The organism is Amycolatopsis sp. NPDC054798, from assembly GCF_053611505.1.
Genome location: NZ_JBSHAM010000018.1, coordinates 19,889 through 34,587 on the forward strand (window position 1 = coordinate 19,889; position 14,699 = coordinate 34,587).

Consider the following 14,699-nt stretch of genomic DNA (forward strand, 5'->3'; position numbering starts at 1 on the left):
GAGGCACGATCCCCATGTCCGCCCCAGTAGCGACTACGGCCACCGACGGGATCACCGCCGCGCCCGAGCCGATCAGGGCGGCGTTCTACGGCCGCAAGAACAGGACCGACACGATCGCCCTGCGCCTCCTGCGCCAGCAGTACTCGCTGTGCGAGCAGGTGTTTCGTCCCCGCGTGGTGATCACCCACTGCTTCTACGACCTGCCCGCCGAGGTGGACCCGGTGCTGCTACACGATGCGGGACTACCCCGAAGCGACGGCGGGTGGCGCGAGCTGGCCGCGTCTCTGTCCACCCCGGAACCGGGCTACGACCTGATCGTCTGCGAGAAGGCGGAGCGGCTGTCGCGCGATCCGTTCGAGATTCTGGATCGCGAACGCCTCGCCGCGCAGCACTGCGTCCCGATCGCCTACGCGACCGAGCCCTGGAACCCTGTCCTGGACATGCTGCCGCAGGCACGTGCGCTCACCACGCTGATTCGCCGCCGCGTCCTGGGCTCCAGCTACTTCACGATCGAAAACCTGTACATGAGCGGACAAGGGGGTGTGAGCGTTGGCAGGGGAACACGAGCGCCGCGACGACGCCACCGGACGTCTGGCTCCTGACGAGCCACCGGAACTGGTCGCCGAAATCCGGACTGTGGAAGGAATCGAGGCTCAGCGACTTGCCGCAGAACAAGCACGAGTGTTGTGGGAGGTGACGCAATGGCAGGCCCGGAACAGGTCCGCGCATGGGCTGGACAACGCAGCGTAGGACGCGCGCGAAGCCCCTACAGCGCGGCGGCAGCGGACGGTGAGCCGATCGCCGCGGCTCAGCCGACTCTGCTGCGGTTCGCGTGGCTGGGCCGAGTGTCCACTCGCGACATGCAAGACCCCACACTGTCTTTGCCGCGCCAGCTCGGTTCGTCGCAGCGCGCGCTGCCCGAGGACGGACTGATCGTCGCGCACTTCTACGACGTCGAATCCGGGCGCATGGACCTCGAAGCGCGTGGCGGCGGGCACGCGCATGAACAGTTCGACATTCCGATCACTCGTGACGGCGGCATCCAAGACCTGCTCGCCGAGGCCGAACGTCCCGATCGGCGATTCGACTACGTCATCTGCGAGTCCATCGAACGGACCGCCCGGCACATGTACTACGGCACCACCATCGAGCACCGCCTGGAGCGTGCCGGGGTGCGTCTGCTCGCGGCCGATGAGCCCTTCCAACTGGCCACAGTGGACGGTCGCAAGCCGAAGGTCGCTACGTCGTTGCTGACCCGCCGGGTCAAGCAGAGTATTTCCGAGTTCTATGTCGTCGACATGCTGGAGAAGTCCTGGGACGGCTTCGCGATCCACACCGAGGCGGGATACAACGTCGGGAAACCGTGCTACGGCTACCGCGCCCGGCACGTCCCGCACCCGGTCCCCGCCAAGCGGGCCAAGGGCGTCAAGAAGACGTTCCTCGACCTCGACCCCGCGCAGGCACCCGCCGTCCGCATGGCATACCACTGGCGCATCACCGAACGCCTCGGCTACCAGGCCATCGCGGACCGGCTCAACCTCGATCCCGCGACCTATCCACCGCCGGTGCCCGTCGACCCGAAGCGCTCCGTCGGCCGCTGGACCTATTCGAACGTGCGCGACATCCTCACTAACCCCAAGTACACCGGGCACATGGTGTGGAACCGCAAGGGCCGCAAGTCCCGCGGCAACCGCGCCAACCCCATCGAGGAATGGATCTGGTCCGCGCAACCGGTTCACGAACCGCTCGTCAGTTTGGAGGACTGGCTCAAAGCCCAGGACATCAGCGGACACCGCTTCGGTTCCCGCAGCACCAGCAACACCAACGTCAAGCATCCCCAGACCAAACGCTCGTACCTGCTGCGCACCTACCTGTTCCACGGTGACTGCGGCCGGCGTATGAACGGCAAGACCCGCCGTGGCCACGCCTACTACGTGTGCGAACCGAAGAAGGGATACGTCCCCGACGGCCATCCCACCGCCGGGAGCTTCTGGATTCGCGAAGACGCGATCATCGACAAGCTCAACGAGTTCCTCTCCACCCACATCTTCGGCACCTACCGCCGCAACCTGCTCGACAGCACGGTCCGAGACCTCGGTGCCGCCGCCCAACGGGAGCGAGACCAACGCATCGCCGCCTTGCGACGCGAGATCGACGACACCACCCGAATGATCAAGAACCTCGTCCGCAACTTCTCCCGTGTCGACACACCGACCGAGGACTTCGTCCGCGACATCAACGAGGAACGCGCCGAACTTCACCAGCGCAAGTCCCAACTTGAAGCCCAGCTCGCCGAAGCCGAGGAGGCCAACCAACAGGCACCCAATCCCGACCTGCTCGACACCCTGCCCATGGGCGAGGTCCGGATCGAGGAACTACCCGAAGACATCGCGCGACGGCTGTTCGAAGCCCTCCGGCTCGAACTCCATTACTACAAGGACACCAATCAGGTCAAGTGCACGGTCACCCTGGCCGGAACAACACTGCCAGCGACGCGGCACGCCGCCCACGAGGCCGTCATCCTGCCGTTCGACCGAGAGCAGCGACTCAACCAGCGCAAACACGACAACGAGAACAAGGAGGGTGCCATGGCTAGCACCTCTCCCGTTCCCATCCTTGGAGTGCCCCCGGCAGGATTCGAACCTGCGACACCGGCTTTAGGAGAGCCGTGCTCTATCCCCTGAGCTACGAGGGCAGTCGCGTGCTGCTGCCTACATCCTAGCGGTGGCCGGAGGCGGGGCTTCGGGCGGTGAAGTCAGGTACGCCAGTGCCATTTCCGCTGCCTCCTCCAGCCACGCCGCCCATGACCGGCCGTCTGGCCAGAATCGGCAGGTCGCGGCGCGGTGGACGCAGGCTCCGATGATCGTTCGGGCGGCCATTTTCGCCGCGTCGGCCTCGGCGGAGGAGAGTGGCAAGGCTTCCAGCAGGGCGTCCTGGATCGCGGACAGGGCGGCCAGGCCGCGGTCTCGGCCTTCGGAGCGTTGGGCGTCCAGGAGTTCCGGGAAGATTCGGTCGTGTTCCTGGAACGTCTGCGCCAGCGCGGTCACGAAGGCGCGGAAGGTCGAGCGGAGGTCGGGCGGCGCGGAGCGGAGGGCGTCTCGGACGCTCGTCTCCAGCTCGGTCAGCAGCTGATCCTTGACGGCGTGCAGCAGCTGATCTTTGCCGTCGAAGCGGCGGTAGATCGTGCCTACCGACATCCCCGCCTGCGAAGCGACCGCGGCGACAGTGAAGGCCTCCAGGCCCTGCTCGGCCAGGACGTGTTCAGCGGCGGCCAGCACTTTTTGCAGCGAAGCTCGGCTTCGCGCTTGCTGCGGCGGGCGGAAGCCCTCGCTGATCTGACTCACCTGGCGAACCTTACCTGGCCATCCAGTAGATGCGAATGGTAATTTCCATTCACATCTAGGGAGGGTCCATGGTCAGCATCGAGGTGCGCAACGCCTACGTCGACTTTCCGATCTTCGACGCCAAGACCCGGTCGTTGAAGAAGCGCGTGCTCGGGAAGGTCGGCGGGAGGATCGCCAGCGGGGCGAAGGTGCCGGTGATCGAGGCGTTGCGGGACGTGTCGTTCCGGCTCGGCGAGGGCGATCGGGTCGGGCTGGTGGGGCACAACGGGGCCGGGAAGTCCACGTTGCTGCGGTTGCTGTCCGGGATTTACGAGCCGACGCGCGGCGGCCGGCGGGTCGTGGGGCGGGTCGCGCCGGTGTTCGATCTTGGGGTTGGGCTCGATCCGGAGGTGTCCGGGCGCGAGAACATCCTGGTCCAAGGGCTGTTTCTCGGGATGAGCCGCAAGCAGATGGCGAAGCGGGTCGAGGAGATCGCGGAGTTCACTGAGCTTGGCGACTATCTGCAGCTGCCGTTGCGCACTTACTCGGCCGGAATGCGCGTGCGGCTCGCGCTGGGCGTGGTGACCACGATCGATCCGGAGATTCTGCTGCTCGACGAGGGGCTTGGCGCGGTCGACGCGGCGTTTCTCGCCAAGGCGCGCGATCGGCTCAAAGACCTGGTGAAACGGTCGGGGATTCTGGTGTTCGCGAATCATTCCGACGAACTGCTCGCCGAGTTTTGCGATACGGCGCTGTGGATGGACGAAGGACAGGTGAGGCAGCACGGGCCGTTGTCCGAAGTGCTCGACGCCTACAGCGGAAGGGCTACTCGAAGCACTGCCGGTGCGCCGTAGCGAACTCGCGGAAGCTTCGCGGCCGCTGGCCGGTGACGTCTTCGACCGTGGACGTCACGGTTTCCGCGCCGCCGTCCAGGTACGTATTGCATACCTCAACCAGTGCTTTGGCGTGGAACAACGACATTCCGGCTTCCGCCAAGGCGGAAAGGGCTTGTTCGTTCGACATTCCGCGGTACTCGATCGGCCGGCCGAGCACTTCGGAGAGCACTGCCGCGGCCTCGTCGTAGGTCAGTGCCTCAGGGCCGGTGAGCGCGTAGGCCTTGCCCTCATGTCCGTCCTCGGTCAGCGCCCGAAACGCCACGCGGGCAATGTCTTCGGCGTCCACGAAGGCGATGCGTGCACGGATCAGCGGACTGGCGAAGAAATTCCCGGACCGGATGGTTCCGGCCCAGTTTCCCGAGAACGCCTGCAGGTAAAAGTTCGCCCGGAGAAACGTCCAGGACAGCGGCGACGTCTCCAGCATCCGTTCGACCGGACGGTGCAGCCGGGCGATCGGGGTCAGTTCCTCGTCCGCCCGCCACAGCGACTGTTTCACCACGTGCGAGACCCCGGCGGACACGGCTTCTTCGACCACATTGGACTCGTTGCCGGTCTGCCCGGGGCTCATCGCGCCCAGCAGGAACACCTTCGACACCCCGGCCAGCGCGGGCTGCACGGTAGCCGGATCGGACATTTCGACAGTGACCGCGTCAATTCCGCCGTCGGCGGCTTTCCTTGCCTTCTCCGGGGAATGGTAGGCGGCGCGGAACGGCACCTCGGCCGCGCGCAGCTGCGCGACCAGCGCCGATCCCACGTTGCCGCTCGCACCCGTCACCAGGATCATGCGCTCCGCCTTCGCGCGTGGAGGGAATCACGTTCGCGTGTAGGCGATTCAGTGTAGTGGATCAGCGACCGGCTATCCGGCGTTCGAAGCTGCCTGAGCCCGGCGCTGCGCCAGCTCCTCGACCGCCGACGGCAAAGTCGTCTCGAAGTCGATGAGTTTCGCCCAGGTCGGGGTGACGACGATGCGGACCATGCCGTCGACGTACAGCGAGCGGATCTCGGCCTCCCATTCGACGCGCTGTTCGGCCGTCATCTCGTAGGAACCGTTCATTTCGAGGTACTCCTCCGGGATCCCGTCGACGTAGTCCAGTTCGGCGCGGCCGCGGATGAGCAGGATCTTCGGCGGGTGCGCCTCGGTGTCGACGGTCAGGGCGACCATCGGGTTCGAGCGCAGCGCCGGCAGTTTCGGGGCGTTCTTGGTGGTGCACATGACGATCTCGGTGCCGTTCCAGCTGAACGCGATCGGAACGCTGCGCGGCGTGCCGTCCTTCGCGACGTAGGCAAGCCGGGTCAGGTCACGGGCAAGCAGCTCGCGGCTGAGCGGGCGGTTCAGAACCTCGGCGATTTCCTGCGGCTCCATGACTGTCTCCTTCTCGTTGTGCGGCCAGGTGCTGCGGGGACGGAGCCGCGAGGGCGTTCTCGACATTCCTTCAGCAGTGTCCTGGGTCACATTGATGAATGCAACACTTGTACAAGTGCTTGACAGTTGTTCGGCGGCTCGCGTTGAATGATTCACGGGTTAACTCTGCGTCAGATTGCCTCTCAGCATGCTCACAGCGAGTGTGCAGAACAGTGGAAACTATGAAGCCCCAGCACCGGAAGGCCTGATGACCGACCCCTACGGCAGACGTGTCACCGCAACCCGAGGTGCCGCCGCACGCGGTGTCGCTGCCCGTGCCGCGGCACGGCGACGGCGGATCACCGGCCGGGTCGCGCTGGCCCTCGCGGCCGCGTTGACGCTCTCGCTGACCGGTTACGGCTGGGCGGCTTACCACGGCGTCGTGTCCGGGTTGCAGGTTTCCGATGTACTCGACGGAGAGTCGACCTCCAGCGGCGGTGACACCAACATCCTCATCATGGGGCTCGATTCGCGGCTCGACGAGAACGGCAACCCGCTGCCGAAGGACATCTACAACTCCCTGCACGCCGGGGATCAGCAGGACGGCGGCTACAACGCCAATGTGCTGATGCTGCTGCACATCCCCGGCAACGGCGGCAAAGCGACGTCGATCTCGATTCCGCGCGACGACTACGTTCCGCTGGCGGGCTGTCCGGACAACGTGTGCAAGGGCAAGATCAAACAGGCCTACGGGCTGGCGTTCGACGAAAAGGCCAAACAGCTCGTCTCGCAACATGTCACCGACAAATCCCAGCGCGAGCAGCAGGCTCGCGACGCGGGCCGCCGGGCGGAAATCGACACCGTGCGGAAATTCCTCGGCGACGTCCCGATCGACCACTTCGTCGAGGTCACCCTGGTGGCGTTCCTGGAGATCGCGCAGGTCGTCCAGCCGATCACGGTGTGTCTCAACGAGGACACCCAGGACAGCTACTCGGGCGCGAATTTCCATGCTGGACAGCAAGAGATCAGCGCCGAGCAGGCGGTCGAATTCGTCCGGCAGCGCCGCGACAACGTGCATCCGGCGCTCAATTTCACCGACCTCGACCGCGAACGCAGGCAGCAGGCGTTCATCGCTTCGCTCGCCTATCAGCTCAAACAGGGCGGGACCTTCACGAACCCGGCGAAACTGCAAGGAATCATGGACGTCGCGAAGAAGAACACCGCGATCGACAGTTCGCTGGACCTGCTCGCGCTCGCGAAACAGGCGTCCAGCCTCACCGGCGGGAATGTCAGCTTCGTGACCCTTCCGGTCGACCATTTCGGCAAGAGCCCGTCCGGCGAAGACGTCAATTTCGTGAACACCACGCAAATCCAGTCCTTGGTCGAGCAACTGCTCAGTGACGCTCCGGTGCCGACCCCGGCCGCGTACGTGACACCGATGACGCACGGCAGCAGCGTTCCCGCTCCCCCGCCAGCGCTCAGCGGAGGCGGAATCCCTTGCGTGAAATAACTTCAGCATCGCGAACACTCCGCGCGCCTTAATGTCCCGCCCGGACAACTAAGGCACAATCAGTCCGGCGCGTTCTTTCCCCGCGCCGAAAATCGGCGGACGGCGGTGCTCGGGTGGCTACGACACGGAACAGACGAAGCCGGGTTCCGGTCGCGATCGTCGGCTGGCTGTCCCGGCCGCTGGCGTCGTTCCACCTCGTGCTCGCACTGTGCGGTCTGCTCACGTTGCTCGGCGTCGTCATGGTGCTGTCGGCGTCTTCGGCGCAGCCGGGCGGGGTGTACAGCACGTTCCAGAAGCACGTCATCTTCGTCCTCATCGGACTGGTCGCGCTGTGGGCCGGGCTGCGGATTCCGTTGCGGCGGATCAGGTCTCTCTCGCCGATGCTGATGCTGGTCACGCTGGCGCTGCTCGCATTGGTGCTCACCCCGTTCGGCGCGAAGGTGAACGGGGCGCAACGGTGGTTCGCGCTCGGGCCGCTGACGTTGCAGCCGGTCGAGGTCGCGAAGGTCGCGTTGACCTTGTGGGGCGCGCACATTCTCGTCGTGAAGGCCCGGCTGCTGCATCACTGGCGGCATTTGCTCGTGCCGCTGGTGCCGGTCGCGCTGCTGATCTTCGCCCTGGTGATGGCGCAGCCGAACCTCAGCGGGACGATCTCCCTCGGCATCGTGCTGCTGTCGCTGCTGTGGTTTTCCGGCGCGCCGGGACGGCTGTTCGGCGCGCTGCTGGCCGGCGGCGTGGCCGGGTTTGTGGTGCTCGCACTGGTCGCGGACTACCGGCTCGCGCGCGTGCTTTCGTTCCTCTCCCCCGACGCGGACACCTCCGGCGCCGGGTATCAGGCGGTGCAGGCGCAGTACGCGCTCGCCGAGGGCGGGTTGTTCGGCGTCGGGCTCGGACAGGGCGCGTCGAAGTGGAAGTACCTGCCGAACGTGCAGAACGACTTCATTTTCGCGCTGATCGGCGAAGAACTCGGCTTCCTCGGCTGCGCGGTGGTGCTGCTGCTGTTCGGCGGGCTCGCGCTGGTCGGCCTCCGGATCGCGACCCGCAACCTCGACCCCTGGATCCGCATCGTCGCCGCGACGATCACCGTGCTGCTGGTGGCGCAGGCGGCGGTCAACATCGGGTACGTCGTGAACGCGCTGCCGGTCACCGGGGTGACGCTGCCGCTGGTGTCGTACGGCGGGACGTCGCTGATCGTGACGATGTTCCTGTTCGGCGTGCTCGCCAGCTGCGCCCGGCACGAACCGGCGGCGGCAGCGGACCTGAATCATCTGGGGCCGGGCAAGATCGGGCGGGTTCTCCGGTTGCCGGTGCCGGAGCCGTATCGGCCGGTCCGGACCTCGGCGAAGCCGACTCGCGCACGACGTCCGGTGCGGCCTCGCTGACTCTTACACTGCGGTAGTGGAGAGCGGTGCTTGGGAGGTCGCGCGGCCCGGTCGCGCGGGTCCGTTCTCCCTGGGCGGATTCCGCCACCGGACCTGCGGGACGGTCGATCTGCGGGTGGTGCCGCATCCGGCGATCACGGTGGTGCTGGAGTTCGGCGACGGCAAACTCCTCGTGGACGACGGTGCTCAGCACGGCAGCTTCGTCGCTGGGCTCGCGCCGCGCGGGGTGCGGTTGCGAGGGGAAAACCTCGAATGCGTCGAAGTCCGGTTGCCGCCGTTGGCCGCCACCGGGTTGGGCGCGGGGCCCGCGGAGCTGGACCGGGCGGTCGGGCTGGGCGAGTTGTGGGGCCGGGACGCGGACCGGCTTCGGGACCAGCTGAGCGAAGCCGGTTCGTGGGACACCCGGTTCGCACTGGTGGAGGCCGCGTTCGCTCGTCGGTTCTCGGCGGTTCCGGCAACGGATCCAGAGGTTGCCTTGGCCTGGCGGCGGATCGTCCAGAGCCGCGGCCGGGTGCGGGTCGAGTCGCTGGCGGCCGAATGCGGGTGGAGCAGGCGACGGTTGTGGGAACGGTTCCGGGCGCAGATCGGGTTGCCGCCGAAGCGAGCGGCGAATCTGGTGCGCTTCGACCACGCCGCGCGCCGCTTGGCGACCGGGGCCGGCGCGGCCGAGGTCGCGGCGGTGTGCGGATATACCGACCAGTCGCATCTGCACCGGGAGGTCGTGGCGTTCGCCGGGGTGACGCCGGGCCGGCTGGCCGTCGACGCCGGGTTCGCGGCGGATCGCAGCGCGTTCGCCTGAACATTTGTGCAATACCCGCCGACCCCGCTCGCGCCACACTGCGGACATGCCGAAATTGTCCACTGTGGAATTGCGGGGCGCGAAGACCTTGCTGACCGGAGCGACCGGCGGGATCGGCCGGACGCTCGCCCGCACGCTGGCCGCGCGCGGCGCCGACGTCCTGCTGACCGGCCGCCGGGCGGAGTTGCTCGAACCGCTGGCCGCGGAGGTGGGCGGTCGCGCGGTTCCGGCTGACCTCGCCGATCGGGGCGCGGTCGAGGAACTCCTTGCCGCTGCTGGGAGAATCGACATCGTCGTCGCGAACGCGGCCCTTCCCGCGACGGGGTTGCTGGCCGGCTATTCGCTCGACCAACTCGACCGAGCGCTGGAGGTCAACCTGCGTGCGCCGATCGTGATGGCGAAGCTGGCCGCCGAGCAGATGCTCGCCCGGCGGAGTGGCCACCTGGTCTTCATCTCGTCGCTGTCCGGGAAGACGGCGTCTGGACAGGCTTCGCTGTACAACGCGACGAAGTTCGGGCTGCGCGGGTTCGCTCTCGCGCTCCGCGAGGATCTGCGAGCGTTCAATGTCGGGGTGTCGTCGGTGTTTCCTGGCTACATCAGTGACGCGGGCATGTTCGCCGATTCGGGGGCGACGCTGCCATTCGGCGTGGGAACCCGGACTCCGGACGATGTCGCGCGGGCGACGGTGCGGGCGATCGAACGCAACCTCGCCGAGATTGACGTGGCTCCGTTCGGGTTGCGGCTGACGGCGTTGCTCGGCGGGATCGCGCCAGGGTTGGCCGCGGCTGTGCAACGTCGTCTTGGCGCGGAGGCGATTACCGAGCAGTTGGCGAAGGGGCAACGGGCGAAGCGTTAGAGCAGTGCTCGAAGGTGTGCGACCTCCGGCGCGGGCATCGAGCGGGCCAGGGGCCTACGCGGCATGGCCCTTTCTGGTCTTCATACCGGCCATCCTGCCAGCCCTCACCGTTTCGGCCAATGCCAAGCCGGCTGGTCGAGCCTCCCCTGCCCAGCCACCACCGTCGCGCCGAACTCCTTTTCCAGTTCCAGCACCGAAGCGTCCTCCAGGAACCGCACCAACAGCTGGGAATGCGACACCACCAGCAGCTGCGTCTTCTTCGCCGCGGCCATGATCAACGCGGCCAGGGCGGGCAGCAAATCCGGGTGCAGGCTGGTTTCCGGCTCGTTCAATACCAGCAGCTCCGGCGGTCGCGGACTGAGCAACGCCGCGGCCCAGAGGAGGTACCGCAGGGTGCCGTCGGAGAGTTCGGCCGCGCTCAGCGGGCGCAGCAGTCCGTGCTGGTGGAAGCGGAGGTCGAAGCGGCCGTCGGCGGTGGCCACTTCGACGGACGAGCCGGGGAAGGCGTCGTCGATCGCGGTGGCCAGCGCGTCGGCGTCGGCCGATTCCTGGATGGTGCGCAGGGCCGCGGCCAGGTCGCCGCCGTCGTGGTCCAGTGCCCAGGTGCGGGTGCCGATCCGGCTTTGCCTGGCGGGGGCGTCGGCGTCGGTGCGGAAGTGGTCGTAGAACCGCCACGCGCGGACTCGGTCGCGCACGATCAGCAGTTCCGGGCACAGCCGCGGGTCGGCGAATTCGCTCAGCATGCTGTCGGTGAGGGCGATCGAGTGGCCGCTTTCGGCCCAGCGGCCGGACTCGTCGCGGATGCGGACTCTGGTGCCGGAGCGGTCGGCCAGCAGCGCGGACGGACGCAATACCGGGCCGTGCCAGACGCATTCGCGTTTGTATTCCGGGTCGAGGTTGAAGGCCGTTTGGGTCGGCACCGGAAGGCCGAAGTCCAGCGCGTAGCCGAACTCGTCGCCGGAGTAGCCGAGTCGCAGGCCCACCGCTTTGGTCCGGCGCAACGGCTGCACCGGTGCCCGGCCTTCGCGGACGGCTCGGCTGATCGTCTCCGGACCAGCCCACAGCGTCGACGGCAGACCGCCTTCCCCGGCGAGTGCGGCGACCGCGCCGTTGCGTCCGGCGTCGGCGAGCAGCCGCAGCGCGCGGTACAGACTGGACTTTCCGGTGCCGTTGGCTCCGACGATCACGGTGAGCTGCGACAACGGCAACACCAGGTCACGCAGCGAGCGGTAGTTCTGGATGGCGAGGGTGGTCAGCACGCCGGCACCTCCGCGGGCAGGCCGAAGCGGGGGAACAACTCGGGTTCGAGGAACCAGGTGACGGTGCGGATTCGGTCGCCCCACGGCGCGAGGACGAGGATTCCGGCGGGATACGCCGCCGTTCCGCCGGGTTCGGTGAGGTAGCAGGCGAAGGCCGGATGGGTGTTGGCGCGCGTAGGGAGCAGGTGGAACCGCCGGGTGCCGCGCCAATCGCCGAACCTGGCGAGGAACGTGGCGACAGCTTCCCGGCCGACGTATTCATGCGGCGCGGGCGGCATGGCGAGCCAGCCGTCGTCGGTCAGGAGCGCGACGACGCCTTCGACGTCTCCCGCGCTGAACGCGTCCGCGAACCGTTGCGCGATTTCCCGTTCGCGGGGTGCTGGCGGGGCGGGTTCGACGGTCTGCCGCAGCTGGGCCCGCGCGCGTTGCAGAGCGCCTTTGACCGCGGTGGAACTGGTGTCCAGCAGGTCCGCGACCTCGGCGGTGGAGTAGTCGAGCACGTCCCGGAGCACGAGGACGGCGGCCTGGCGCGGCGGGAGTTTCTGCAGGGCCGCGACGAACGCCAGCTCGAAGGTTTCCTTGGCGCTGTATTTCGCGGCGGGATCGTCCGGCGCGGGCTGAAGCCACGTCACCTCGGTGCGACGGGTGGGCTCGGTCGGGGTGAACGGCGGCGAGGGCTCGGCTGGGATACGACGGCCCGCGTCGCGGAGAGCGTTCAGGCAGCGGTTCGTGGCGATCCGGTACAGCCAGGAACGCACTGAGGCGCGGCCGGCGTAGCCGTCCAGCCCGCGCCAGGCGGCGAGAAGCGTCTCTTGCAGCAGGTCTTCGGCGTCGATGAGCGAGCCGAGGATGCGGTAGCAGTGCACTTGCAGCTCGTGCCGATAGGGCTCGACCAGCTCGCTGAAGGCACGCGCGTCTCCGGCGCGTGCGCGTTCGAGGAGGTCCTGGCCCACCCGTCGCATCCTGCCATCGTTCCGTTCGCGGGGCGGTCGGTGTCTCTACTGGCGACCCCTGAGAAAGGTGAACCGATGAACCCTGTCGACGATCTGGCCGCCGTCCTCGATTCCACCTGCGAGCTGGTCGCTGGCATGTCTCGCTGGGATGCACCGACGCCGTGCCCGGAGTGGACTGTCCGCGAACTGGTGAACCATCTGGTCCTCGGGCACCGGCTGTTCACCGCCGTTCTGCGCGGCGAACCGGGCGGCGCGCTGGACCCGCACGCTTCCGACGTGCTCGGCGACGATCCGGTCGCCGCCTATCGGGACGCGGTTGCCGGTCTGCTCGCGGCGTTCCGGCAGCCGGGAGTGTTGGAGCGGGTTTTCGAGGTCCCAGCCGGGACGGTTCCGGGGATCGCCGCGGCGCATCTGAGGATCGTCGAGGAACTCGTGCACGGCTGGGACCTCGCTCGCGCCACGGGGCAGGAGCCGAAGTTCGAGGACGCTGTCGTGGAGCGGGAAATCGCGTTCAGTGCGGCGAAACTCGCTGACCTCCCGGCGGAGCGGAGCCCGTTCGCCCCGCCGGTGCCGGTCGCCGAGGACGCGCCGCCGCTGGATCGGCTGGTCGCGCTGCTCGGACGGTCTCCGAATCAAGCGACGCGGAATTCCAGCAGACCTCGTTGATCGGTCAACGGGGCCGCCGATTCCAGTATTAGGCCCGCGGAATCGGCGAGAGCACGGAATTCCTCGACGCGCCGCTCGCGCCCGCCGAAATGGACCAGCATGACCAGGTCCATTTCGGTGCGCGCGTGAATTCCGCTGACCGCTTCGATGGCGAGAATCCGGCCGGACCGGCCCGCCGCTTCCGCGCACCGCTCCAGGATCCGGCGGGCGTTGTCGTCGTCCCAGTTGTGCAGGATGTCGACCAGCACGTAAGCATCCGCGCCAGGTGGGAGCGGGTCGAAGAAGCTGCCGCCGCGCACCTCGACCCGGTTGGCGAAGCCGCGGGCGGCGAAGGCGGCGCGGGTCTGCATCGCGGTCGGTTCGAGGTCGATCAGGTGGGCGCGCAGCCGAGGATTTGCTTCGAGGATCGCGGCGAGCAAATCGCCTCGGCCGCCGCCGACGTCGACTACCGTTTCGAAGGAAGACCAGTCGATTCCGGCGAGCACTTGCGGGATCTCCGTGCGGAATCGGTTCGTCATCTGCTGGTCGAAGGATTGGCGCAACTGCGGCTGTCCGGAAAGATCGGCCCAGAAATCCTTGCCGTACCGCCGGGAGTAGGCCGCCTCGCCGGTCCGGACGCTGTGCGCCAACTCGACGAAAGCGAGTTCGGCGCGACCGGCGGCGCGGTCCAGGTGCAGGAGGTTGGCCACGCCGTTTTCCTTGTCCGCGCAGAGATTTTCGCCGTACGCGGTGGTCAGGTAGCCGTTCTCGGTACGCTCGAGCACGCCGAGCGTGACCAGATGGCCGAGCAGGACGTCGAGCGCGATCGGGGAAAGGTCCAGTTCGGCGGCGACGGCGTCGACAGTGCCGCGGGCGCGCAGCCGGTCGGGCAGGCCCAGCGTCACCGCGACTCGCAACGCCATGGGGGTTGCCAGGCTGGCGGCACGGAGGAGGTGGTTCACGTCATCACTCACGTGACTCCACTTTGCCGGTGTGGGCAACCGGATTTTCCCGGGCGAGGAATAGGCTGCCGGGCAGTGTCCAGGCACCGCGAGGAGAACCCGATGTCCCGCCCGCGCAAAGTCCGCAAGGACGCGGAAGCCAACCGCGAACGGCTGCTCTCCGCGGCCGCCGCGGCAATGCTTCGCGAAGGCCGGCACGTCCCGTTGGCCACTATCGCCGCCGAAGCCGGTCTCGGGATCGGCACGCTCTACCGCAGCTACCCCGACCGCGACGCGTTGCTGCAGGCCCTGGAGCACCGCGCGTACGGCCTGCTCAACGACCTCCTCGACAAGATCGAAGACAACGGCACCGGCCTTGACGCGGTCCGCGGCTATCTCGAAGGCACCGTGGACCTCGCCGACCAGCTCGTGCTCCCGCTGCACGGCGCGCCCCCGCTCGTCACGCCGGAAGCGGTAGCGGCGCGAAAGTCGATTTACCGGCGACTCGAGTTCTTTCTCGCGACCGGCCGCGAGGACGGCAGCATCCGCGGCCCGGTCAACGCCACCGATCTCATCGCGTTCAGCACCCTGCTCACGCAGCCGAAGGCCTCGGTCCTCGACTGGACCCACCTGGCGAGACGGCAGATCGCGCATTTCCTCAACGGCATCGCGGCCGAAGGGCCGGTGGAAGTGCCTGGTCCCGCCCTCGAGCGCAGTGACGTCGAGCAGGCTTTCGAGGCCAAGGGGAACAGTTAGAGGGTCTTTCGAACGATCGGCCATGTTACCGTCGGGC

General features: G+C 67.6%; 15 protein-coding genes, 1 tRNA gene and 1 pseudogene. 9 read left to right on the forward strand and 8 right to left on the reverse strand.

Annotated features, from left to right (window positions below; translation table 11 throughout):
* The first annotated feature begins 14 nt into the window (after positions 1-14).
* Both ACWGIC_RS13885 and ACWGIC_RS13890 read left to right on the forward strand, forming a co-directional pair.
* The gene (locus ACWGIC_RS13885) at positions 15-602 is read left to right on the forward strand and encodes a hypothetical protein (RefSeq protein ID WP_452076273.1); all 588 of its coding nucleotides are present in this window, start codon (positions 15-17) and stop codon (positions 600-602) included.
* A gap of 873 nt (positions 603-1,475) precedes the next feature.
* Positions 1,476-1,724: pseudogene (locus tag ACWGIC_RS13890) on the forward strand (recombinase family protein); the annotation flags it as partial.
* Positions 1,725-2,375: 651 nt separating this feature from the next.
* On the opposite strand, the gene ACWGIC_RS13895 reads toward ACWGIC_RS13890, so the two are convergent.
* The 3 genes from ACWGIC_RS13895 to ACWGIC_RS13905 form a co-directional block, all read right to left on the reverse strand.
* Positions 2,376-2,564 (reverse strand): hypothetical protein, encoded by a 189-nt coding sequence (locus ACWGIC_RS13895; RefSeq protein ID WP_452076274.1) that lies wholly within the window; start codon positions 2,562-2,564, stop codon positions 2,376-2,378.
* 58 nt (positions 2,565-2,622) lie between these two features.
* Positions 2,623-2,695, reverse strand: a tRNA-Arg gene (locus ACWGIC_RS13900).
* A gap of 16 nt (positions 2,696-2,711) precedes the next feature.
* A complete protein-coding gene (locus ACWGIC_RS13905) occupies positions 2,712-3,344 on the reverse strand; it encodes a TetR/AcrR family transcriptional regulator (protein WP_452076275.1) in 633 nt (210 codons plus the stop codon).
* 68 nt (positions 3,345-3,412) lie between these two features.
* Between ACWGIC_RS13905 and wzt the strand changes: the two genes are divergently transcribed.
* Entirely contained in the window at positions 3,413-4,177 is a 765-nt protein-coding gene (gene wzt / locus ACWGIC_RS13910; RefSeq protein WP_452076276.1) for a galactan export ABC transporter ATP-binding subunit Wzt/RfbE, read from the forward strand.
* Here the strand turns inward: wzt and ACWGIC_RS13915 are convergent.
* Together ACWGIC_RS13915 and ACWGIC_RS13920 are read right to left on the reverse strand one after the other, a co-directional pair.
* Positions 4,149-5,003, reverse strand: a complete 855-nt coding sequence (locus ACWGIC_RS13915) for an SDR family oxidoreductase (RefSeq protein ID WP_452076277.1) — start codon at positions 5,001-5,003, stop codon at positions 4,149-4,151. The genes wzt and ACWGIC_RS13915 overlap by 29 nt on opposite strands.
* A 72-nt stretch (positions 5,004-5,075) precedes the next feature.
* Positions 5,076-5,582: a pyridoxamine 5'-phosphate oxidase family protein gene (locus ACWGIC_RS13920; protein ID WP_452076278.1), complete on the reverse strand. Its 507-nt coding sequence runs from the start codon at positions 5,580-5,582 to the stop codon at positions 5,076-5,078.
* 247 nt (positions 5,583-5,829) lie between these two features.
* Between ACWGIC_RS13920 and ACWGIC_RS13925 the strand changes: the two genes are divergently transcribed.
* The 4 genes from ACWGIC_RS13925 (at position 5,830) to ACWGIC_RS13940 (ending at position 10,108) form a co-directional block, all read left to right on the forward strand.
* Entirely contained in the window at positions 5,830-7,071 is a 1,242-nt protein-coding gene (locus tag ACWGIC_RS13925) for an LCP family protein (RefSeq protein WP_452076279.1), read from the forward strand.
* A 113-nt stretch (positions 7,072-7,184) separates the two neighbouring features.
* Positions 7,185-8,453 carry a putative lipid II flippase FtsW gene (ftsW, locus tag ACWGIC_RS13930; protein WP_452076280.1) on the forward strand — a complete coding sequence of 423 codons (1,269 nt, stop codon included), beginning with the start codon at positions 7,185-7,187 and terminating at the stop codon, positions 8,451-8,453.
* 16 nt (positions 8,454-8,469) lie between these two features.
* Positions 8,470-9,252 carry a helix-turn-helix domain-containing protein gene (locus ACWGIC_RS13935; protein ID WP_452076281.1) on the forward strand — a complete coding sequence of 261 codons (783 nt, stop codon included), beginning with the start codon at positions 8,470-8,472 and terminating at the stop codon, positions 9,250-9,252.
* Between the two features lie 46 nt (positions 9,253-9,298).
* A complete protein-coding gene (locus ACWGIC_RS13940) occupies positions 9,299-10,108 on the forward strand; it encodes an SDR family NAD(P)-dependent oxidoreductase (RefSeq protein ID WP_452076282.1) in 810 nt (269 codons plus the stop codon).
* Positions 10,109-10,212: 104 nt separating this feature from the next.
* Here the strand turns inward: ACWGIC_RS13940 and ACWGIC_RS13945 are convergent, their stop codons facing one another.
* Together ACWGIC_RS13945 and ACWGIC_RS13950 are read right to left on the reverse strand one after the other, a co-directional pair.
* Positions 10,213-11,367: an AAA family ATPase gene (locus tag ACWGIC_RS13945; RefSeq protein WP_452076283.1), complete on the reverse strand. Its 1,155-nt coding sequence runs from the start codon at positions 11,365-11,367 to the stop codon at positions 10,213-10,215.
* Complete coding sequence (locus ACWGIC_RS13950; protein WP_452076284.1) at positions 11,361-12,320, reverse strand: RNA polymerase subunit sigma-70; 960 nt, start codon at positions 12,318-12,320, stop codon at positions 11,361-11,363. The genes ACWGIC_RS13945 and ACWGIC_RS13950 overlap by 7 nt, the downstream gene beginning before the upstream one ends.
* A gap of 75 nt (positions 12,321-12,395) precedes the next feature.
* On the opposite strand from ACWGIC_RS13950, the gene ACWGIC_RS13955 reads away from it, so the two are divergent.
* Complete coding sequence (locus ACWGIC_RS13955) at positions 12,396-12,986, forward strand: TIGR03086 family metal-binding protein (RefSeq protein WP_452076285.1); 591 nt, start codon at positions 12,396-12,398, stop codon at positions 12,984-12,986.
* Here ACWGIC_RS13955 and ACWGIC_RS13960 read toward each other — a convergent pair.
* Positions 12,953-13,939, reverse strand: coding sequence for a methyltransferase (locus ACWGIC_RS13960; RefSeq protein WP_452076286.1), 987 nt, complete (start codon positions 13,937-13,939; stop codon positions 12,953-12,955). The genes ACWGIC_RS13955 and ACWGIC_RS13960 overlap by 34 nt on opposite strands.
* 63 nt (positions 13,940-14,002) lie before the next feature.
* On the opposite strand from ACWGIC_RS13960, the gene ACWGIC_RS13965 reads away from it, so the two are divergent.
* Entirely contained in the window at positions 14,003-14,662 is a 660-nt protein-coding gene (locus ACWGIC_RS13965; protein ID WP_452076287.1) for a TetR/AcrR family transcriptional regulator, read from the forward strand.
* Positions 14,663-14,699: the final 37 nt, after the last annotated feature.